16 protein-coding genes and 1 pseudogene are annotated in these 20,947 nt (G+C 37.4%); 2 read left to right on the top strand and 15 right to left on the bottom strand.

Going from position 1 to position 20,947, the window contains the following annotated elements:
* Positions 1-119 precede the first annotated feature (119 nt).
* From AAW12_RS24175 to AAW12_RS24155, 6 genes and pseudogenes are all read right to left on the bottom strand, one after another.
* Complete coding sequence (locus AAW12_RS24175) at positions 120-704, bottom strand: RHS repeat-associated core domain-containing protein (RefSeq protein ID WP_084823315.1); 585 nt, start codon at positions 702-704, stop codon at positions 120-122.
* A gap of 86 nt (positions 705-790) precedes the next feature.
* Positions 791-1,060, bottom strand: a pseudogene (locus AAW12_RS26385) (hypothetical protein); the annotation flags it as partial.
* A 55-nt stretch (positions 1,061-1,115) separates the two neighbouring features.
* Positions 1,116-1,622 (bottom strand): hypothetical protein, encoded by a 507-nt coding sequence (locus tag AAW12_RS24170; RefSeq protein ID WP_046676172.1) that lies wholly within the window; start codon positions 1,620-1,622, stop codon positions 1,116-1,118.
* Positions 1,600-2,349: a hypothetical protein gene (locus tag AAW12_RS24165; protein WP_231585354.1), complete on the bottom strand. Its 750-nt coding sequence runs from the start codon at positions 2,347-2,349 to the stop codon at positions 1,600-1,602. Before AAW12_RS24165 ends, AAW12_RS24170 begins: the two co-directional genes overlap by 23 nt.
* Before the next feature lie 837 nt (positions 2,350-3,186).
* The gene (locus tag AAW12_RS24160) at positions 3,187-3,603 is read right to left on the bottom strand and encodes a hypothetical protein (RefSeq protein WP_156167760.1); all 417 of its coding nucleotides are present in this window, start codon (positions 3,601-3,603) and stop codon (positions 3,187-3,189) included.
* A gap of 4 nt (positions 3,604-3,607) precedes the next feature.
* Positions 3,608-4,030 (bottom strand): hypothetical protein, encoded by a 423-nt coding sequence (locus tag AAW12_RS24155; protein ID WP_197084163.1) that lies wholly within the window; start codon positions 4,028-4,030, stop codon positions 3,608-3,610.
* Positions 4,031-4,324: 294 nt separating this feature from the next.
* On the opposite strand from AAW12_RS24155, the gene AAW12_RS24150 reads away from it, so the two are divergent.
* Together AAW12_RS24150 and AAW12_RS24145 are read left to right on the top strand one after the other, a co-directional pair.
* Positions 4,325-4,876 carry a TetR/AcrR family transcriptional regulator gene (locus tag AAW12_RS24150; RefSeq protein ID WP_046676168.1) on the top strand — a complete coding sequence of 184 codons (552 nt, stop codon included), beginning with the start codon at positions 4,325-4,327 and terminating at the stop codon, positions 4,874-4,876.
* A 19-nt stretch (positions 4,877-4,895) separates the two neighbouring features.
* Positions 4,896-5,741 carry a sialate O-acetylesterase gene (locus AAW12_RS24145; RefSeq protein WP_084823314.1) on the top strand — a complete coding sequence of 282 codons (846 nt, stop codon included), beginning with the start codon at positions 4,896-4,898 and terminating at the stop codon, positions 5,739-5,741.
* A gap of 123 nt (positions 5,742-5,864) precedes the next feature.
* Here the strand turns inward: AAW12_RS24145 and AAW12_RS24140 are convergent, their stop codons facing one another.
* The 9 genes from AAW12_RS24140 to AAW12_RS24100 all read right to left on the bottom strand — a co-directional run bounded on the left by AAW12_RS24140 (position 5,865) and on the right by AAW12_RS24100 (position 20,946).
* The gene (locus AAW12_RS24140) at positions 5,865-8,042 is read right to left on the bottom strand and encodes an ATP-binding protein (RefSeq protein WP_046676167.1); all 2,178 of its coding nucleotides are present in this window, start codon (positions 8,040-8,042) and stop codon (positions 5,865-5,867) included.
* A gap of 182 nt (positions 8,043-8,224) precedes the next feature.
* The gene (locus AAW12_RS24135; protein ID WP_231585345.1) at positions 8,225-8,530 is read right to left on the bottom strand and encodes a winged helix-turn-helix transcriptional regulator; all 306 of its coding nucleotides are present in this window, start codon (positions 8,528-8,530) and stop codon (positions 8,225-8,227) included.
* Between the two features lie 84 nt (positions 8,531-8,614).
* Positions 8,615-10,180 carry an FKBP-type peptidyl-prolyl cis-trans isomerase N-terminal domain-containing protein gene (locus AAW12_RS25890; protein WP_053003971.1) on the bottom strand — a complete coding sequence of 522 codons (1,566 nt, stop codon included), beginning with the start codon at positions 10,178-10,180 and terminating at the stop codon, positions 8,615-8,617.
* A gap of 200 nt (positions 10,181-10,380) precedes the next feature.
* Positions 10,381-11,061 (bottom strand): hypothetical protein, encoded by a 681-nt coding sequence (locus AAW12_RS24125; protein ID WP_046676165.1) that lies wholly within the window; start codon positions 11,059-11,061, stop codon positions 10,381-10,383.
* A 547-nt stretch (positions 11,062-11,608) separates the two neighbouring features.
* Complete coding sequence (locus AAW12_RS24120; protein WP_046676164.1) at positions 11,609-12,112, bottom strand: SMI1/KNR4 family protein; 504 nt, start codon at positions 12,110-12,112, stop codon at positions 11,609-11,611.
* Between the two features lie 6 nt (positions 12,113-12,118).
* The gene (locus tag AAW12_RS24115; protein ID WP_046676163.1) at positions 12,119-12,706 is read right to left on the bottom strand and encodes a hypothetical protein; all 588 of its coding nucleotides are present in this window, start codon (positions 12,704-12,706) and stop codon (positions 12,119-12,121) included.
* A 67-nt stretch (positions 12,707-12,773) separates the two neighbouring features.
* Positions 12,774-13,424, bottom strand: coding sequence for a hypothetical protein (locus tag AAW12_RS24110; protein ID WP_046676162.1), 651 nt, complete (start codon positions 13,422-13,424; stop codon positions 12,774-12,776).
* Positions 13,425-13,696: 272 nt separating this feature from the next.
* Entirely contained in the window at positions 13,697-14,335 is a 639-nt protein-coding gene (locus AAW12_RS24105; RefSeq protein WP_046676161.1) for a hypothetical protein, read from the bottom strand.
* Between the two features lie 59 nt (positions 14,336-14,394).
* Positions 14,395-20,946 (bottom strand): RHS repeat-associated core domain-containing protein, encoded by a 6,552-nt coding sequence (locus AAW12_RS24100; protein ID WP_046676160.1) that lies wholly within the window; start codon positions 20,944-20,946, stop codon positions 14,395-14,397.
* Position 20,947: the final 1 nt, after the last annotated feature.

Below are 20,947 nucleotides of genomic sequence, written 5' to 3'. Positions count from 1 at the left end.
AATTAAACTAGTAGTCTTCTTGCCTATAGTTTTTGCAACTTTATCACCTGCTTTTTTTTCAATTGTTCGTACTGTTACTCTTGAAGCGAGAGAAGCAACTGAGGTACTCTTGTTCTTACCTAGTGCAAGTGCATGGCCGTAAAAATACTTAACAATAACTCCATCTTTCGGAAGAACGGTTGCCCCAGCATAATCAAACCAGGTCCCCAAGGATTAATTTTCTTGTAATCGGTCACTGTAACTTCTTGCAATGTTTTAGTTGTATCAAGGCCCATAGGATCAATAAAACTAAGAGGATTGTTCAATACATAGGCATAAGGACTTGAATTATAATGAACCGCAGAATTATCAGCTGTAATCACATTGCGTGGACCTAATAAACTAAAATAGTTACCTGCATTTACTCTACCTTCACCAAGGTCCACATTATATCCCAAATTTGAAAGTTCCTTAGCATAAGTATCATCATATGCACTCCAATATTCATCCTCTTGAAGCGGATCCACCACATTCCACCGTCCGATCTCTGCATCATAGAACCTAGCCCCGTAATCGTACTGTCCATTAAGTTCATTCTGGATCTCCTTACCGTTATAAAGATACTTATTATTTCCTCCAGCGACAATACGTTGTTTTCCAAATGGATAATAATCGTCTTTTTGCAATACCTCGACCAACCCATTACTGGGGTTACGAACTGTCAATTTGACCCAACATTATCGCTGATTCACCTAGATCTGGTGAGTTGAATACTTCTCCATTGGAACTAAAGAAACCATGGTCGCCTAGTCTACCTGATTTCCTCACGAAGAAGTGTATTTGAATCCCCAGCCCGATAGGTAGCCCCGTCTCCATAGATCTCATTTGCAGCAGCTTGATCAACAACCCGACTGTCGTAAAAGACTTCTCCGTTCATGCTCACCCAGTACTGCAGCATACCTGTAGACTCTGTGAATTTTATCGGATTATTATAAACGTAACGGTAACGAGACCAATTATACGCCTTCTCCGCCAACGGATCTACCGCATTAGAACGGTCGATCTCAGCATCGTAGAACCTAGCACCATAATCTAATTAAATACAAAATACTATTCCAATGGAAACTCAGATCCGATTAAATTTCAACATCAAAATTATATAGGAGCTTACGTTCGACATCCAATATGTATAAATCTACAGAGTAAACATGATCAGATTCTTTTTTATAAAAGTAACTGTAAAAATTATCATTTGATTTCAACACTTTATACGCGTCATTTATTTTTTGACGAACATCTGGTCTATCGATATTATATTTAAAAATCAAGTCAAAATCTTCCACTAATAGCTTTGGTGTTTTTTGCCATTTCGAAATCTGCATATTTTTTCTATACTTATCAATTTTAGAAAACCCTGTGGCAAAATGTATCTCTCCATTAAGATTGAAACGGACTATTTCAAGGGAAAAGCCATCATTGTTAGCCGATTCTTCATTATATAGAAAGATTTGTTCTTTAGGTGTAATATTTACTCCTAGAACATCTTTATAAAAATCATCTTCCATTCTACGGCTTGTACAGCCACTTGCTAGAATCAAAAGGATCAGGATTAAATCAACTTTAATCCTTTTTAACTTTCCCATCTCCATATCTAAATATCCTAAATTTTGTACCTTCACCTGCGATAGCCTTTCCAGCATGGGTCCCCCAATTTCTTAAAACTCGCCTCACTGTCCCATCGTTTTCTTTTATATCAAAATCGTACTCATCCAAAAAACCATTCTTTCCGCCCAATGAAACTCTTCCAGTTAAAGCGTCCTCTAATTTTATATAAATTGTTCCATAAACCAATCCTGTCGCTTGGTTCGTTGAAAAGAAAAAATTATAGGGTCCCTGCTGCTCTTTTAAACCTTGCAAGTATTCAACTGTCACAGGAGATAACTCAATTTTTGCAGCAGCGACATACAACGGGGTACCTCTATTAGATTGATACCACCCATTTGCTTCTGGAAGCGTCAGATAACCATCATAGTCAGGCCGATCAGGCAAACTCGCATAATGAGTAGCATATTTCAATGCTGCCTCTTTGTTCTCAAATCCAAAATTCGGATCACCTGCTTTATAAGTGCTATGTTTTTGAGCATCCTCCCGCCGCATGCCCTGAACAAAGTGTTCTTTTTTCATCACAACTGCTTGGCCTTTCAAGCCATCTTCATCTGTACCTAAGAAATCTCCATCTACATCATAAATTGTGGAGACACTCATCCCATCGGGATCAATAAACCGGACCGGATTATTGAAGGCATAGTTGTAGGGGGAATGTCTTCGCATCTGCGCCGCCAGTGGATCCACCACATTCCACCGTCCGATCTCTGCATCATAGAACCAAGCCCCGTAATCGCATTGGTTACCACGACTTTTTCGTAGTCGGCCCGATTCTGCGGCAGCTTCAAACCGCTTTTCTCAAAGAAATTTACCTACCCAAAGATAGTTGTTTGTTTGGTTTGTGCAAGTGGTATTTTACGGTTGGTCTGTTCATCTGTTGCAGCAAATGTAGCCTCCGAAGTTTAGGCCGGTAAAGGGCTTTCGCGGCATAAATGCTCATTTCACTCCGCTTTTATTCTACGTTCCCTTGACAGGCCTACCTTCTCCTGCTTCTGGTGGCCTAACAGAAGATCACCCCGAACCCATGACGACATTGGGCGCCTACAGGTCGGCCTTCCGGCGATGGAATGGGCTTTGATCTGTGCGCTGGATTTTGTGCGGCCCTTTCTGTCGCCGGAGGTTCCTCAGAGGTTTGGGGAGTGGAAGACTCCCCAATATACAATCGCCATGCTGCCGCAGGCCCGCACACTGCCTGACCGGAGGGAGGTGTGCAAATGAGCGTAAGCCGTGGGGCTATTTGATGCCGGATGATGACAAGAGACAGATACTTCTTGTATTTGATACAATCATAAGGGATTATAAGGATAGAACAAACTATACGAAATATCCAGACCAGCGACATGGCCTTTGACCATACAACAGTGGAGAGGTTTCAGGATATTGAAAAGCTCAGCGAAAGCAAAAAGGATCACGTATTTGCACTGCTCGATGCGTTCCTCGCTAAGAGCAAGATGCAGGCTATACTCAAATAAAACAACAACGACCAATCTTTATCGGATTGGGCATTGTTGTAAACACGTTAAGATTATTCCCGACAATCGACTATATCCCCATCAATTTATCATAGTTCCATTTCAGTAAATAGATAGAAACAACCCAATAATTAATCAATATTGCTATTATAATAATCCAGGCTATGATTATATACTTTTTCTTCTTTTCAGGGGCTTCCTCTTCAATGGACTGAACAATAACACGCCATTTATTATCATATAGAAAGATATACCAGTTAAACAACACCGGCGGTAAAACGGCTAATAAAAGATGTTTAAACTCTAACCTAACCGGTAAAATCCTAACGTTAGTAATAACATAATGTTCATTAATCAATGAACCAAAACCCCACAGGGTTAATGCGATCAAACAAACATAGGCTACAAAATCTTGTGGAAAAATTGTGCTGCTCTTTGCCGCCAATCTATAAAGAACATAGAAAATATAATGATATATCTTTTTCAAAACATTAAAATTTTTGGGATCCCCATGGTAAAATCCTGAATGGCACCCGGCTTCCCTTGTTAATTGTACTATCAAGATGACGCTGATCTTTTGACGCCGCATTAATATATCCACCAATACCCCCAGGATAAACTAGTTCCATCCCACTATATGCTGCACTTACTGCTGTTCCATAAAGACCGCCATATAAGCCCAAAGCTCCCGTTCCGGTATTTAATGCAGCCTTTCCCGGAGACGTAGAATTTGGACTATTGGGGCCAATATGAGGATCATAATAATTATAAACTCCACCGATATCAATTGCAATTCCAGCCCCAAAGCTAAAACCTCCTAATACCTTTCCAACATTATACGTACTTGTATATTGATTACCCATCCAATTGCTCGGATACAATTTCGGGCTAAAAGGTTTCGTAGATGTGCGCACAGCACCGTAATGCTAGCAAAATGGTTTTTTTTATGGCGTAGTTTTTATACTATTAAATTTACGGAAATTCTAAATTAATATTCTAAAAAATTATTTCTGTTTTAAAAATATAAAGCTCTGAAAGAGCGCGGCCCATACAAAGTAATCCCAAGTACAAATAAGGGTGCATCAAGTCTTTAGTTGATCGCCATCCGTTACAGCTTTCAACCAGTTTTCAACCACAGTTCATGTGAAATAGATACTTTTCACATTTTTTAACATAATTAAGAGACATTTGACATATATTTGTGTCAAATGAACGAAGAGAAATTAATTAGTAGCGCAGCAAAAGTTTTAAATGAGGATTTTTATGCCCCATTAGAAAGAGTGGCCGAAGCTGCCCAAATAAGCAAGCGAACTTTATACCGATATTTTAAGGACCGAGATGCTCTTATAGCAGCCTGCTATGCCGATATGTTAGAAACCTGGTATCAGGCAATGGTTACCGCTTTTAACAGCGAAAATGATCCGATCAAACAATTGGAGGCAATGCTATATGCTGCTATTGATTGCGGTTCAAAGTATATTTTCTTACACACATTGGAGGAGAAGCATATTGACCGGGCAGCCATAGATAAAGATAAAGTAATGGCCTATGAGCGAACAAAAGAAAGATGGTTCGCTATAGTACCTGAATTGCAGGAAAAAAATATTGTAGACAATCGCTTATCTGCTCCCTGGATCAGACATCTCTTTGAAACCATAGCAAGGACAAGCGTTAAGGCATTAAATTCTGGTGATGTTGCTCCAAATGATCTTAAAAAATTTGCTTGGCTGTCCTTTAGCCGCAGTATAGGCATAATATAATCTATTTATATAAATTAACATGATACAATCTTTTTTACTTATAGGGCAATCAAATATGGCGGGACGCGGTATTCAGAACTCAGTACCGCCTATAATCAATGAATCAATAAAGATGCTTCGTAACGGCCGTTGGCAGATAATGGCTGAACCCCTGCACAACGACAGGCCTATGGCAGGTGTTGGGCTCGCGTCTACTTTTGCTTCCTCTTGGTATGCGGATCATCTTGGACAAGAAATCGGCCTTATCCCCTGTGCCGATGGCGGTACCAGCCTGGATGACTGGCAAGTCGGTGGCGTACTATTTGATCATGCTGTTTTTCAGGCAAAACTGGCACAGCGAAGCAGTAAGTTATCGGGAATTCTTTGGCATCAGGGAGAAAACGACTCATCAGCAGAACAGGCCGCAAAATATGTCGAAAAATTTGAAGTTATTGTCAGGGAGCTACGTAATCAGTCAGGAGCTCCTGAAGTTCCCCTGATCGTTGGCGGGCTTGGTGATTTTTTGCCCAACGGGCTATTCGGGACACACTTTCGTGACTATAATATGGTAAATAATGCCTTACAGGAATATGCAGCATCGCACAGTAATTGTCATTTCGTTACCGCAAAAGGTTTAACCGCTAACGAAGATCAAATCCATTTTAACGCGCCTTCGCTTAGAAAATTCGGGCTTCGATATTATTGGGCATTTAACAATGATGCAGATGTGACTGAAGTTTTACCTGATGAAGACGAATTACTGGAAAAGATTTACGGACGTAAATTGTCGTCCAATGAGCAGAAATTTGTTTTGGAGGTTCAGTTTGCATCTGGAAAAATTACATTGCACGAATTTCAGGAGCAAATAAAGCTCATCACTCAATAACATAATAATTTGTATTCAGGTCATGCCTGCCAAGAAATGCTAAATACCATAAATTATATCATCGAAAATTATAAATCAATATTGAGGCCAGTGTTAGGATAAAACTAATCGAAAAAGTGAGTCTCATGCTACTGGATCCCGGAACTCAACAAAAAATGTGGTCCCAGCATTGAGCTCACTTTCTATCGTGACTGAAGCATTTAACTTAGCTGCGATCTGTTTAACAATTGAAAGACCAATCCCATTTCCCTCGTATCCTTCCGTGTTTGGCATCCGTGAAAAAATTTCAAATATACTATCAACTTTGGCCATATCCATACCAATGCCGTTGTCTTCTATCCGGTATATAGTGGAATCGACTTTACGGTAACTGTCCACCTGAACAACTGGCACCGGCTGTTTACTACTGTATTTGATGGCATTGCCAATAAGATTTAAAAATAGTTGATAAACAAGTGTGCGTTCACCCAGGATCGGAAGCGTTTCTCCAAGATTAAAATCAAGATCATCAGAACCATACCTAAGTCTACAGCTTTCCACAATATTCAGGATCTTTGACCGCGGCTCAATAATCTCAAACTTTAACTCTACATTGGTGACCTTTGACATGGTGTAGACCTTATCCATCATATCGTTCATTAACCTGGCATTATCAACAATATTCTGTAATGATTTAGCAAAAAATTCATCTGTAACCTGCTTATTGTGAAGAAGCATCTGGGCAGTAAGATGAATACTGGTCAGCGGATTTTTCAGATCATGAGTTAGGGTGTAACCAAAAGTATCCAGTGCATTATTGGAACGAATAAGCTTTTTGTTGAGTTCTTCTAATTCACCGCCGCGTTGTGCAACAGCCTGTTGGACGATATATTTGATATTTTTTATAAACGTAAGTTCTGAAGTAAGCCACTTTTCCGCTTTGCCATGTGTGATTTTTTTCCACGCTTCAAACGATGATCTTGGAGAAGGAAATGTTATTTGGCGTTCCTGATCCAGACTCATAATTTTCTCAGGCTTACCTGCCCAGGTTTCTTCAATGATACGTGGCCCCCTGAAAACATAAAGGTACCAATTATTGCTAGGCAAAATGGCAATTCGTACGAATCCGGGGCAATTGTCTTCTCCCTCAAAATCTGTATCGGAAATAAATTTTTCGGTGACAAAGAACTCTTCCTCACCAATGGCTTCCTCTATCCTGCGCAGGATTATGTTATCGGGAACCTCCCCCATTGCATGAAAACCCTGAGCGTGCTTTATGATAATACCTTGTGCCCGTATCAGATCCATTATGCGCCCCGAAAAGCTCTCTAACACCTTTTGAAGGTTACTTTTTACCAGTAGGTCTCCTTTTAGATCTTGTTCAAACTCAGCCAGATTTCTTTGTAGAGCTACATTTTCTTTCTGTGATTCAGCCAGATAATAATTGACAGCATATTGCGTAAGAAAAATACAGAGATGTCTTTGACTCAAGTCCACATGCAACGGCTCACGGTTTTGGCAGGCAACCAGCCCCCACAGTTTACCTTCTACGATAATACTGAAGCTTGCGCTCGCCTTTGCTCCTGAATTGCGCAGGTATTGAAGGTGTAAAGGAGACAATGCCCGAACACTACAACGTGTAAGATCAAGATCCTCGGCACAACGGCCCATCATATTATAAGTTATTCCGTCGATATCAGCTGTATGGCGCGCATGAAATACACGATAAAGCTCCCTGGCTTGAGAAGGAATATCAAATTCCGGATAGCGGTATCCCAATAGTGGTTCGAGTTCTGCGTGTTTGCATTCTGCGATAACCTTGCCGCTATTATCTTCCAAAAATTGATATACCATAACACGGTCATAGTGCGTAATTTTTTGTATTAGCTCAGTCAAAGACTGCCAGGCAGAACCATCCTGGCGGTGGCTCTCGAGATACTTTGCATAATAGTACAATTTTGTGGTCTTGACCGCTGCCGGATTGCAAGCTTCCATCTCTAGATATAATCTTTCATTATATCGATAAATACTGAGAAAAAAATCGTCATCCTTGATTTTGATACGTTCCACATAACGATAGAAGATCTTATCAGAGATTTCTTCTTCAATTTGTTTAATGCTCAGACTCGGCACGGGAACGATAAGATAAAGTATCTCCTCCAGCGATTTTTTCAATAAAGAAACTGTCTCTAATCCGGTAATATCAAAACAATTTTCACTAGCAGCAATACAGCCCTCTTCATCGAAGATGAACAAATACCCGAAAAACTGGACTTTTCCACATAGATGGATCTTCTCTTCATGACAGCTGATTTCTCGCATTTGTTATTCTAATTTAGTAGGACTTTAATGAGTGCTTGAAGTATTTGACAAACGCTTTAGGCGAATGTACTAAATATAAACCGTCCGCCTTGCATTTATTTGCTCCATTCAATCCAAAAACAGCACTATTTTAGTTAACGCTGATAAAAGAAGTATGCTAGTACACGCTGGACTGATATAATTTAACAATCTGAATCAAATAAAATTTCCCCATGTTTTTGAGCCCATTTTTTTAGCTCAAGTAAAACAAGGTCGAGCGTTTTTCCATGTTCTGTTATTTCATATTCTATTCTAACTGGATAGTTACCGTAAATTGTCCTTTTTATAAGGTTGTTCAACTCTAAAAATCGTAATTCCTTTGAAAGCATTCTTTCTGTGATTCCAGGTATTGATTTTGATATTTCACTAAAACGTTTGTTTTCAAATCGAAGTGAAATCAAGATTGGTAATTTCCATTTCCCATTCAAAACAAATAAGAAATCGGACACCAATTTTAGAGCCTTTTCACATTGTTAGGACTACTTTCAAAAATGTTCTTAGGAGATGACCAATTGAAACTTTAGACTTGATGGTTATTGTACAATCTCTAAAAGTTCTGTTTCCATAACAAATATTATTGCGTGATTTGTTTGTTTAGGGTGACCAAGTTTGGCAGGAACATATAATTTATATATGCTACCAACATTCATCTGCAATAGCCCTTGTGCCTGACCCTGAAGAAGATCAGCTACTCTTATAATAATCGGTGATTGACCTTTGATTACACCCTTAATATCTTTTCCTTCCATAACCGTTCTTGAATTCAATATTTTCACTTGATCCGATAAGGTAGGTTTAGGACCTGTGCCCTGACGGATAACTTCATATTGTAAACCACTCGGGAGCGTGATAACACCAGGTCTCTTTTTATTTTCCTCAAAAAAATCATTTGCCTCCTCTTCTTTGGGACTTAAATTTTCCTTTACAAGGCTTGGGGAAACATTGGTACTCTCTTTTTTTGCGACAACTCTATTTTCAGAAATAGTTCCATTCCTTTTTGATACCACCATAGAGCTTATTTCAGCACAGTCAGTAAGATTGGTTTCCTGCCCATTTTTCCAGTATACTTTTCTATTGGAATTCTCCCCAGCAACATATACATCGCTTCCTGATACTGCTATAGCCAATGCCTGTGTAAAAGTTGGGCCCTTAGCCAAAACAACTTCCTGACCGTTCTTCCAATAAACGGCCATGGATTCACCTGTGTTAGGATCCGTGCTCATTCCGGCAACATACACATCATTTCCGGACACGAAAATTGACCTGGTCGATCTAGTTGCATAACGGCCAGTTCCCGTAGAGAGAATAATTTCTTGCCCATTTTTCCAATAGACGGCCATCTGCTTATTTGTATTATCTGCTCCTTTAGACGCATACGACTTGAAACCTGAAACATATACATCACTTCCTGAAACAAATATAGACGAAACCTGTACACTGTTTGGAACATGCAATGTATTATCCAATGTAACTTTAGCACCGTTTTTCCAATAAGCCGCCTCGTCTGTAGCATTTGCCACATAAACATCATTTCCCGACACGAAATGCACACGATCATTTATTACACTTGCTGGGACTTCATTTGGAAAGTTTGTTTCCTGACCATTTTTAAAATAATAGTATTCATTTAAAGTACCGGGTTGATAGGGAAACATAAAAATATTTCCGTTAGAAATATCAATTCCGTTTAAATACGATGTTTGTTTATTACCATATTGATCAATTTTGATCGGAATTGGCTGGAATTGTTCATTTTTCCAATAAGCAGCTAAACTATGGCCGTCAGCGTCCAGTATATTCCCGGCAACATAAATATCATTGTTATTTATGACTATAGATCTACCTAATGAAACAGTTGAAAATTGGGTTGGTCCCTGCCCTTGTTTAAGAACTACAGGTTTGCCATTTTTATAGTAAGCAGCAAAGGTCTGCCCTGTTTTTCTGTCATACCAGCTTCCAGCTATGTAAACATCCGTTTGACTGATCGATGAACTAGATTTTGGAGCGTTAGTTTTATCGTTTTGGGCGTAAGAAACAAAACTGAATAGAAAACTAAGGAGCGCACAGCATCGTAATGCTAGCAAAATAGGGTTTTTCACGGCGTAGTTTTTATACTACTAAATTTACGGAAATTTTGAATCAATATTCCAAAAAATATCCCGATTTAAGTCTATACAAATTCCGTCGCCTGTATTTGCAACCAACTAAGCATCTTGCCTAATATCTTCCCACCTATTTCTTGTCATTTCAAACTTTACCTCTTTACTCCCATGCATTCCATTTTTCTCCCAGCCTAATTTCAGATAACCGCAAGAACAGCGACCCCAAGGATAAAAAGACACTGCAAGATAAAAATAAGAGGCTTCAAGGGTTGCTCCGAATATAGCTCCAGGCACCATTTAAATGCGAATCGAATCACACGGTAAAGCAGAAAAGAAATGAGGCTTGACAGCAGCACAAACAAAATGACCAACCCCAAAAAGCCAGCCCCACCAAGGATCACAAAGAGATCCTTCCACAATAAACCACCAAGAAACTCTCCGGAAACGAATTGAGCATTACCCATAACTGTAATATGGTTATGCGATCTGTTAATATAGAGACCTATAGCAAGAACGACTACTGCTGTAAGTCCATAAAAATCTCTTCTGTTAAAATGTCCTGCCAAAATGATCATCACGAGCACCATAAATACAAGGCCTCTCCCATCATGCAATAAGTTATGCACTGAATTTGTACCGAAAATCCCCTCGCTTACATAATTTAAAATAGCCATCAGGAAAAATAAAAATACGATGCATTTAGTTGATGCACGCCTAGTTTCTGCATACGGGTTTTCCGCGATAGCATTCATCTGTGATCTTACATTAGAGTGAAACTGCTGAATTTTTGCAACGATAGCCGCATTTTTGATGTTACTTTCTGCCCGTTGAATAATAAGCACAAAAATTGCGAGCATGGCAATGATGAGAGTTACCATTTTTATAAAATTAATTTTTAAAGGTTGGTATTTATAATTGACCTGCCAAATAAAGGTCGATAGGTACCTCTAAACGGGAACTCCTGCCCTTCTGTTTTGACCAAAACCGACACAGCAAATATAAAAATTGAACGTTTAAAAATCTGTATGATAAGTCTTTCCAGTTTAAAACCTGATTAATTAGAAATAATAAAATGAGAAATAGGCTGATTATGATCAGGACGTGCCCGTGTACTTTATCAGAAAGTACGCGCTAAAGTACACGGTCGTGCTATCCGCTATATCTTTTGCAACCCGCAAAAGGATGCCGCTTTTATCACTCACCCAAGTTAGCTAAATACAATGCGACAATTCCCGCAACGACCTACTTGGAATAAAATACTTAATTTATCCTCCAGCTAAAAAAACAAAAGCAGGAAATCCTGCTTTTGCTTTTTTTATGCTACAAATAATCTATTTATTAGCTTTATCCATCATTTCTTTGGCTGTAATTAACCCCAATGCCCATTTTATTGATATGCTAAACAATATTTAAAAAATACTTGGATTATTTTTCAGAACCATCATAATCATAAACTTCAAGCGTCCACTCGATCATTACTTCACCGATCCAATCTAAAAAATTGGTATTACATTCTTCAACATCTGCGAGATCTTCATATTCAATGTCCCATTGCCAAAATACCACAGGACATAGTCCATCCTTTATCTTAGATAGATCCAAACAATAATGGTTTCCCTGTCCGTCTGGCGAAAAAGGGAAAAAAGGCTTTGGCATTTCTTGTTCAGCTTCAAAATGTTCAAAATTGTAAACAAAATCCAAAGAGCTACCACCATAGTTCTCTGATAAACCATAAACTTCTGTTCCTGCAAGTGAAAATTTATTATGTTTCTTTAAAATATATTTAAAGTCTTCGGGAAGTTTAAATCCAATCTGGCTTTCTAAATTTTCGAGACGCGAATCCAAAATGGGTTCACCTAAATATAAAATTGAATCAGAGAATTTATACAATTCCTCAAGCCTTTTATCACATTCTACTATTATTTCCATATTTAATTATTGGAGAACAGAATAAATAATTGAAAGTAAATACTCCTTATTCTCATCATCCTTTGGAGGCAAAAGAAATCCGATCATTAGTTGAGCTTTCTTCGAACTATCCGGGATCATGATCTCTGTTCTCTCATTTTTAATATTAAAATTATCATCCTCTACAATGGTATTTTTCACCTGATAGCCATATTTCTCAAACGAGGAACAAATTTTCCGATACTCATTGATCAAATCATCCACATTTTTAAACCAAATCCGTTCATTAACTGAAAAAGCACCAAACTGAACTTCTTCTTTCTGTATAACTGAAATTTCACCTTTTTTTATCTCGGATTTAATTAAAGGGTTCTTAATGAAATCCGCCTCGTACGTGTATGTATTATTCGCTACAATATTTCCCTTCTCATCTTGAAAATTAATTCCTCTATTAACGCCGTATTTAAATTTTAATTGGGAATTCATGGTCATGGCTCTCGGATCTAAACTTAAATCTAAATCTAGTAATAGTTTTCGAAGTTGTCCATATGCCTCGTTTTGAGCAAATAAAATTGTACTCAGTAATGTAAATATTATGACTAATGTATTTTTCATAAACTATGTTTAAAAGAGTAACAAAAGCAGGAAACCCTGCTTTTGCTTTTATTATGCCAGAAATAATCTATTTATTAGCTTTGTCCATCATTTCTTTGGCTGTAATTAACCCCAAAGCCCATTTTATTGATATGTACTTTTTCGCCTGTGGTTTTAGAAAAGTATAATATGAAGTTCCCACACCTGAACTATTTACATATTCAGGAACATAAAAAGGATTAAAGGTTTTTACCTTTTCAAAAGTCCAACTAAAATTGAATCTTCTCTTAGTGGCCTCCATGAGGTAAAAGTTCAATAGAAAAACATTTTCTTTGTTCCACGCTGTCTTCCTCATCCGTTCATCAATAAGATCCATTTCTTCCTCAGTTGGAGTATAGCTAACATTCAATTTAAAGTTTTTATTAAATCGCTCTAATATTTCTAATGACTTTTGTTCAATATTTTCAGGAGTAATTTTTTCGATTTCATCCTGTGAATCACTTTCTAAAAGACCTCCCAGATCAATGGGTTCCTCAAAGTTCAAAATCCGTAGAGCTTCGTCTTTATCATAAACATAAAGCGCATAATTTCCAAGATTAGGTCTGACATAGTAAATTTCCTTTGTCTTGTGTTTAGTACAAACCCTGGAAAGTTCTAAATTGGATTCAAAGAAAGCAAACTCATAAGGATTATGTTCGTCACTATTAGTTTTGATAATTGAATAAGGTTTCTGTCCCATTAGATTAAATTTTGATAATGTAACTTTGTTGGACTAGGTTAGGTTTATATTTTTAGACGCAAGAACTACCATATTTGGCCGTTCACAATCTGCAAATTAAGATCATTATTACTCTTTAAATGACGTCAGATGGTTTTTACTGCTAAGTATAATTCCATTTGGATATTCATGTTAACTAATCTAAAATTAAAAAGTAATATCGCTATGTGTGAAACAGCATTTTTTATAAAACAAAGTAGGTAAACCCTACTTTGTTTATTATTTAAAGACTTTTATAATCCTAAATATAATTTAAAATCAAAATGTTTTCTCGCCTTTGGATCTAGCACACGATAATAACTTTGTGCTTTGCCGTCCCTACCAATATACTGGGGAATTAAAAAAGGATTGAAGGTATTCAGAACCTCAAAATTCCAGTTAGGAAACTTAAATTTTCTCTTGGTGACTTCCATCATATAGAAGTTCAACAAGAAGCGATTTTCTTTATCCCAAACAGTCTTTTTTACCCTTTCATTTATTGTTGCAAAATCACTCTCTTCTGGATTGTAATCTACCCCCAATTTGAATTTTTCGTTAAAACGGGCGAGAATATCCTTTGATTTGATTTCTATATTTTCAGGTGTAATTTTCTCGAGCTCCTCCTGAAAATCTGTTTCCAATATTCCATAATCGTAGGCTTCCATAGAATTTAAGAATGCCATAGCATTATCCTCAATATCAAAACTCAAAAAGAATTTCTTATTGTCACTGGCCATTACTCTAAATTCGTCCTTCTCCTTGTGCTTTGTACAGGTTTTATGCGTATTTAGATTTTGCTTGAAAAATTCAAAATTCTGCAAATCTTTTCTGATTGCTTCAAAATTATTAAGATCATAGTTTGTCTCAACGATTTTAAAATTCTGCTGTGCCATTAAATTCATATATAATATTGGCAATAAAATTAATATAATTTTTTTTATGTTCATGACCTTTAATTAGGAGTTTTATAAGCTGGTACGCTCGTTCCGCCCAATTTTACAGTTGTGTTAAATAGATTGATAGTAGAGGTTGTTATAAACCGAACCCTCATAACACTTCCCTCCATTCTATATATACTAAAAAATTGTACTAGATCAATGTTTAAATTTCTGGCATACCCCATTAAAGGGCCAGTCAAATTAACGCCTGCAGGTGAAGCAATGATCATGACACCGCCTGGTACACCGTATGTCAAGTTATTAATTGATAATGCGTTCATTTCTCTTTTTACCTGCGCAGTCGCCAATCCAATATTTCTGAATGTATTTTTAACTTCATAAAACACGCCGTCCGGAACATAATTTGTACTTGTAGCCAATGGCGAAGTTGCATCAGGAACAGTACCATAATAATTTCTTCCGATCGTATTGTCTTTCACCGTAGGCCCGATATTGAATTGTGCCCAATCTATAAATACCTTTTCAAACATATGCCCTAGATAGTTTTCGTCAGTTCCTCTTAATTGCCCTCTACCTTTCCCAAGAACATACTGCGCGTAAATTTCTTTCGTTAATGGCATATACCAGCCGAACATGTCAGGATCTGCACCACTTTGGTTGTAATCAGGAGATATAATGTATTTAAAACGATCATCCGTTACATCGGTAGAAGAAATACTATTCCTTCCAATATTAAAGGAGTAACTTACTCCGGAAAATCCTGTTAAAGCACTTTTAAATATGTTTTGGCCATTTGCCAGTCCATTAAAGATGCTACCAACCGCTCCAACTACTGAATTCTGAAGCATTTTGGAACCGTTTACGTTAATATTTGTTATCCCTTGACCGAGTGCTGCTCCTGCGAATGCTCCCCCTACCACGGCAGTCCATGAATTTTGCCAGTCCCATTTTACGGGGTTCAACTGTCCATGATTCGCTTGAACACCACTGATATAACTTCCTACGATTGCTCCAATCAACCAACCCCAGAATTCGCCGCTTGGATCGTTATACATCATAGGGTTATTCATCACATAACCGTACTTATTGTAGCTTTGGGTATTGGTTGGTTCCTGTATATTCTCATCTGCATTTAAGAACCTTCTCAATAATGGATCGTACAATCTTCCATTCATATGGACGATACCCACCTCAACAAAATGCTCATGGCCGGTATATCCCCGATCAAGTAGTAATAATGAACTATCTGTTATATCAACCCCAGTAATAACTGCATGATTCCCAATTTGTAAATGCGTAAAATTACCCCACGCATCAAAATGTCGCTGTTCCAGTTTATTTCCTGATTCATCGCTGATCGCCAAAATACTTCCCAGATAGTCTTTATGTAAAAATTTATAAGACCCCTCGCTTTCCTGATAGTTCTTTAAAAAAACAATATTTGTTTCATATGGGGTTCCGCCAACATATAAAATATGCTTTTCCTGACTGTTTGTATTATCCTTTACGATCTCAAACGTGCCGTCCTCGCTGTACAGCTTAGTGAAATTACCCTCCTCTTCAGGACCAAAATTACCTCCATAAGTCACTTTTTGCCTCATGCTGGTTAACCCATACTGAAATCCAACATCACCCTTTTCCCCATCTATATAGACAGGATCATTATTTTCGTTATAGAGGATGGTTTGAATTAAGTCGTTATTATAATTCTCTATTCCCTGCGAATTCAATGTCATACCTGTTGCCTGATAAACTTTTGAGGAATTCTCAAATTTCATCGTGCCTACCTGATCATTTTGGGTTATTCTTCCTTTGATATCATAGGTATTTCTGTTCGAGTTTGGTTTTACTCCCGAAATCGGATTAGTCCAATTGATAAGTCTGTTGTTATCATCGTAATCAAAAGATTCATTAATAGTAAAATCGCCTCCGGTAATCCGCGTATTCAGCTCATTCTTAATGGCATTAAAAGAATATGAAAGTTGAAGAATACTAGGCTTAATTGTTGACGAATGGTTTATACCGGACAAATAACCGCTACTATCATAAGTATTCGTAATATCAGCAGCACCCAATTTTGCCGTTAGAACCTGCCCTTTGACATTCGTCGTTTTTATTTCTGAAAGAACCTTCCCTGATTTGTGGTCTTTAACCTGAAAAAGTGCTCCGTTCCATACATTATAAACATTTTCTATTGCAACCTGCGTCAAAAAGTTGGAAGATTGCAAGGTCTTTTGGTACGATTCTACTCGGCCTTTATTATCATAAATAGTATTTACCTGGGAATAAATCCTTCCGTTGCTATTTTCAGTATAACCTACCAATCTGCCATAAGTGTCATAATTATAATTAACTACAAACGGTTGACCGTTAGATTTACCGGATTTTGTATTTACCAAGCCATTGGGATAATAGGTAAATGCAATATCTTTGTTTGTTTCAGGACCTCCATTGGCAGATAGTTCAGTTTGTGCGTTGAGCTGGCCATATGCATTATAACTGTAATTCTTTTCACCTTTGGGACTAATTACCTTTTTTGCTCGCCCAAAACCATCGTATTCATAGTTATATATACCATTGGAAGGATCATGGAATTCTGATTTTCTACCCCAAGAGTCATATTGCGTGGATACAATGTTATTATCATACTTTGCCTCAATTTGATCTCCGGCAGCATTGTAGGAATAGGTAATAATTCCTCCTTTATCAGTTGAAGAAATCAAATTGCCTAAAGCATCAACCGTTTTTGCAGTCGTTCTTCCATACCCGTTAACCTCTTTCACAGTTGTTGTTAAGCCCGAAATAGTTGTCAAAGTTTGTTTACCACTAAAAGCCGTTGATGTTATTGCCACTGGATAGACAGTGTCGTCATAACCTAAAACATTCCATTGACTGGCGCTTTGACCTTCAAAATAAGGCTCAGATTCTTTGATTTTTCTGCCTAAAACATCGTACTGTGTATCCTGAGAAACAAACTTCCCTTGTTCAAAAGCCTTGGAGGAAACTTTGTACTGCTGCCCCAATGAATTAGTGAATTTTTTAGAAACATTTCCGTCAGGCGCATTTTCGGTTACTGTAATATTATAATCAGCATCTCTTTCATATAAAAATGTAGCCGTACCAGATAAATTGGTTGTAGAAGTTAGAATTTTTCCCCAACCATCAAAAGTATTTGTTACTGTAGTATTGAACGCATCGGTTTTAGAAAGGATTTGCCCCCTGTCGTTATAATTTGTTACAACCTGCAAACCTAAATTATCAGTTTGTACATTTACAAATCTTCCTTTGGGCTCATAAGTGTATCCGGTGGTTATTGTCTGCGAATCTATGCTGTTACTTGATACTTTTTGCGTTATATTCCCGAAATCATCATGTAAAAAGGTATCCAGCGTAAAGCCAGTATTATCTCTATTCCAATTCTTTATAGTTTTTATCAGGTTATTTTCATAGGTAAGTTCCTGCTTACTGCTCTTGCTGTCATTATAGGCCTGAACTAATTCTGTTTTAGAAGTTGTGCGTCCAATGTAGTAGTCTGCACCAATGCCCGCAGGATTGTTTGCGTACAAGTAATTGTTAGTTTTTATGGCGTAAGTATTATTTACTTTTGTCACGTCCTGCAATGGTAAATAGTACGCACCATAAGTAACAGTGTTCTCTGTAATAGTTCCAGTTAAGAAATCTTTTGCTCTGGTCACTTTTGGTAGAATTGCCGTTACTACGAACGGTTTCTCATCATTCGAAATGGAAGTACTTATCTGGCCATTAACAAGTTTATCGTATTGATACGAGGTTGATTTGAAGCTCAATAATTCACCATTGTTCTCGGAGATATCTAAAGGAAATACTTTAGACTCATCATTTGTCCGTATGCTCCATTCTTTAACAGGAACTCCTTCTTTTTGAGGATCTGTTTCCGTTCCTGACCATATATATGTGTTGAATAAATTATAGGTTGGATAGATCTTTGAATTCCACGAAGAACTTGCCATCTGGCGAAAACCAACAGTCTTTTTATTATGCAGATTTATTATAAGCCCGCGATAACGAAACTGTTTAACTCTCATCACATTTGCCTGTACACTACCTTCACTAAGCAATGAAACTAATTGTGTACTGACATTCTCAAGCTCAATTAAAGGATATTGTACAGTTTGAACAGGCTTGTAATAATTTTTTACGGTCGTGTTATTATCATTATATATAATCGATGTTGAGACTCCCCCTTGAATGATTTTATTTGTTGATAATCCCTGAAGTGTATTAAAATGGGTATAACCATTGATTCTTCCAACATATTGGCTTGATGTCGGGCTATAAATGTAAAATTCATTTTGCCTCATCCCTAAAACCTCTCTATAGATATTAGGTGAATCGTAGTTATTCGTAACTGTAGGCCGAACATTAAATTGAATTTTTCCATTCTGAAAGCCTATATTTTCACTAACTTTTATTGAAAATGATGAACTTGCAGTTGTTGGTGAAGCAATATTATAATTTGTACTAAAATTGATGATATCGGATTTACCATCAGTATTAATGTCTAATACTTTGGCAGTAGAATAATTACCGTATTGAGAATAAGTATTATTTTCCGTTCCGAAAAAATCAGTATAATACGCACTTTTCAAAAAGCTTGTTCCGGTGTTCAGATTAATGATATAGTGGTCATTTAAATCTGTTCGCACAAATAAATCTGATAGCCCATCCCCATTAAAATCGGCAAGCTGCACCCACGACGGATTTCCAGAAAAATCGGCAGAATAAACTTCTGTGACACCCCAGTTGCCTTGCGCGTCCTGATTTATATTATACCCTTTTAAAGTATTTCCGGCGACAGTTTCACCCTCGATCACCGAAGGCGAGGTAACGTATGATTTCCCAATATCAACAATGCCATCACCGTTAAATTCACCAAAATAGAGATTCTCGCTTTTGTCAAAAGCAAATTCAAAAGGTGAAGAAGGGTCCATCTGTTTAATAACCAAATATTTATAATCGTCATAATTGTATGTCTCACAATCTCCGTCTGGCGGTATATAATAGGTCGAAGCTCCGTTAACTGACTGATTAGTACACCACGTTTCCGTAGTATGGTTCTTTTTTTCAATCAAAATTTCAGGTATTCCATCGCCTTCAATATCATACGGTATCAATTTTTTTATAGTTGTTGATTTATTGAAGGTATTGTACGGATTTGGTATTGTCCAATGCTCGCTCTCATCCCATTGGGCTTTTGGAATATATTTTGTACTCACTAATGTCAAGGCATTAGGATAGGTAAACGGCAGACCATGTGAATAATCAATAGGCTTCGTCAAATCAATCAAATAATATTTGACGGTAATATCCTTTGCAGCGTTAATTGAGTACGAAACAAAACCTTCTCTACTGGTGACACTATTATTAGAATCTTTCAAAGCTGTAGCAACAGCTCCCTGATAAACATTTTCTGTACCCAAATAATATGCAGGGCTATCGAACCCATTTCCCAATAGCATATAATAACCAGCCGGTTCAGTCCCGGACCCATTTTTATAGACAATAAAATCGGTTATTTTTATACCACGAAAATCACCACTTAAGGTTAAATCATAAAACTTTCTCCATGTCCCGTCAGAAACACTACCAGGAGGACTATTGTTACTGAATTCCTCTCTATAAAACCGAACCGGATTTGAAGGTTCGTTGGACGCATTAAACTCCTGAATTTGTTCGACCAATTGGTATTTTGAAATGTTTAACTTGTAGGTTATAACATATTTTTTATATTGTAAATCATTGGTCTTTACTGTTATATGGTTTAATAATTTGTTTTGAATAAGTGATACACCATTGACATAGGATTGCTCAATAAGCTCTCTTGTGGTCGTTTGATTGTAGGTAAATACGATTTCATTAAAATGAGGTTTTCCTAAATTTTCATTTCCACCCCAGTTTATTGTAGATATTACCGCAACATGGTTCCCGGGATCTTGTATGTATTCGTATGTGACATAGTTTCCCTGCGCATCTTTCCATTTTACAATATTATATTCCAATGGGGTTCTGGCATCACTGTCACCAGAAGTCTCCGCGCCATACCAGGATTGCGTTCCATCCGGAAAAGTTACTTCCCAATATTCGGGTCCATGCCAAGTCTGGCCGGTAATTGCACCGACAGACTTAAATTTCGTATTTGAATATTTTTCGGTCACATACTCCGCGCCATCTTTTCCATACTCGCCTGATTTTAAAATCAATCTTTGGCCATTAAAACTATAATAGTCTGAATAATCAAGCTGGATACCTTTCATAACCCCATCTCTTTCAATGTCTCTTCCTGTTCTTGAAATCGAAGAAATCCCGGAAATATTCCAGCCATATCCAGCTACACCATTGGCCGATCCATTTGTATATACGAGACTGACGTTAGGTCCAACATTCTTGACGCCGGGTGGCAATGCGATTGGCAAAGTAAACTGAAGCTGTCCTCCTCCATTGACATCAATATTTCCTTTAGTGTCATGTACGAATTCCGAAGGAGGTATTAATTGTCCAAAAGTTAACATCGAAATGAAAACAGAAAAAAAGGACATTAAGAATCTCTTGTTAATTTTGTTTTTCATA

The sequence above is a fragment of the Sphingobacterium sp. Ag1 genome (assembly GCF_000988325.1).
Classification (GTDB): Bacteria; Bacteroidota; Bacteroidia; order Sphingobacteriales; family Sphingobacteriaceae; genus Sphingobacterium.
The sequence above is the reverse complement of the archived record's forward strand: the minus strand, read 5'-3'. Positions and strand labels throughout refer to the sequence as shown.

What these genes read in the sequence shown, in the direction of transcription:
- AAW12_RS24170 (WP_046676172.1), bottom strand. Translation starts at nt 1,622, where the DNA reads ATGGGAAAGTTAAAAAGGATTAAAGTTGATTTAATCCTGATCCTTTTG.
- AAW12_RS24150 (WP_046676168.1), top strand. Translation starts at nt 4,325, where the DNA reads ATGAACGAAGAGAAATTAATTAGTAGCGCAGCAAAAGTTTTAAATGAG.
- AAW12_RS24145 (WP_084823314.1), top strand. Translation starts at nt 4,896, where the DNA reads ATGATACAATCTTTTTTACTTATAGGGCAATCAAATATGGCGGGACGC.
- AAW12_RS24140 (WP_046676167.1), bottom strand. Translation starts at nt 8,042, where the DNA reads ATGCGAGAAATCAGCTGTCATGAAGAGAAGATCCATCTATGTGGAAAA.
- AAW12_RS24125 (WP_046676165.1), bottom strand. Translation starts at nt 11,061, where the DNA reads ATGGTAACTCTCATCATTGCCATGCTCGCAATTTTTGTGCTTATTATT.
- AAW12_RS24120 (WP_046676164.1), bottom strand. Translation starts at nt 12,112, where the DNA reads ATGGAAATAATAGTAGAATGTGATAAAAGGCTTGAGGAATTGTATAAA.
- AAW12_RS24115 (WP_046676163.1), bottom strand. Translation starts at nt 12,706, where the DNA reads ATGAAAAATACATTAGTCATAATATTTACATTACTGAGTACAATTTTA.
- AAW12_RS24110 (WP_046676162.1), bottom strand. Translation starts at nt 13,424, where the DNA reads ATGGGACAGAAACCTTATTCAATTATCAAAACTAATAGTGACGAACAT.
- AAW12_RS24105 (WP_046676161.1), bottom strand. Translation starts at nt 14,335, where the DNA reads ATGGCACAGCAGAATTTTAAAATCGTTGAGACAAACTATGATCTTAAT.
- AAW12_RS24100 (WP_046676160.1), bottom strand. Translation starts at nt 20,946, where the DNA reads ATGAAAAACAAAATTAACAAGAGATTCTTAATGTCCTTTTTTTCTGTT.